This is a genomic window from Sphingomonas pseudosanguinis, assembly GCF_014196255.1.
Lineage (GTDB): Bacteria > Pseudomonadota > Alphaproteobacteria > Sphingomonadales > Sphingomonadaceae > Sphingomonas > Sphingomonas pseudosanguinis.
Window position 1 is genome coordinate 1 of the sequence record NZ_JACIDH010000049.1, and the last position, 1137, is coordinate 1137.

Genomic DNA, 1137 nt, shown 5'->3' on the forward strand with positions numbered 1-1137 from the left:
GGGATCGTTGCGAAAGCCATGCGGAGGTGATTCACTATCCTCGTTGGAGGACGATGCGATGTCGGATCAGCTTGGGTTTGCGGATGGTTGGGTGTCGGCCAAGGTTGGACGCAACGCCAGTCTGGAGCGGTTGCTGGTCGAGGTGGATTGGGATCGTTTCGAGGTGGTTTTGTCGGGGCTGCGGGCCGATGGGGTGGGGCGGCCCGGCTTTGCGCTGCTGCTGATGCTGAAGGCGCTGCTCCTGCAGCAGCTGTACGCCTTGTCGGATGCGGGGCTGGAGGAGGCGATCAACGACCGGGTTTCGTTCCGCAAGTTCCTGGGCCTGTCGCTGGAGGCTCCGTCGCCCGACCACACCACCTTGTGCCGCTTTCGCAACCGGCTGGCCGAGCACGGGCTGGCCGACCGGCTGTTCGGCGAGTTCGAACGCCAGCTGGGCCAGCGCGGCCTGATCGTGAAGCAGGGCACCATGATCGATGCCTCGCTGATCGAGACGCCGTTCCGGCCGGGCTCGCGCGATGGGAAGCGGCGGCCGGTCGATCCAGATGCGGCCAACACCGCGCGCGCCGGTCGCGCGGGGGGCCATTACGGCTACAAGGTCCATGCCGGCGTCGATCTCGGCAGCCGCCTGATCCGGCGGCTCTTGCTGACGCCGGCCAATGTCAACGACACGGTGCCCGCCGACCGGCTGGTCTGCGGCGACGAGCAGGCGGTCTATGCCGATCGCGGCTATGCCAAGCGTGCCCGCAACCAGTGGCTGCGCGCCCAGGGGATCAAGCCGCGCATCATGCACAAGAGTTGGGGCGGCGGGCCGCCGCTGACCCGCTGGCAGTGGCGGCACAACCGCCTCATCGCCCCGCGCCGGGCCGCCGTCGAGGGTGTGTTCGCGACCCTGAAGCGCTGGATGAGCCTGACCTGCGTCCGCTATCGCGGCCTGGCGCGCAATGGCAGCCACTGGATGCTGGCGGCGCTGGCCTACAACATGAACCGATCGCTCAAGCTCGCCTGAGACCCGCCGGTTGCCAACGCCGTTTCGCACTCCCAGACCAAAGCCAGCAGGACCCGCGAATGCCTAAAGCAGGTCTGCTTGGCCCCCATTGGCCTTCACGCAACGCCATCGCGATGTTTCGCAACGATCCC

1 protein-coding gene is annotated in these 1137 nt (G+C 67.4%); it reads left to right on the forward strand.

Going from position 1 to position 1137, the window contains the following annotated elements; translation table 11 throughout:
• Positions 1–58 precede the first annotated feature (58 nt).
• On the forward strand, positions 59–1006 hold the full coding sequence (locus tag GGR48_RS17870) for an IS5 family transposase (RefSeq protein WP_183953189.1): 948 nt from the start codon (positions 59–61) through the stop codon (positions 1004–1006).
• Positions 1007–1137 lie beyond the last annotated feature (131 nt).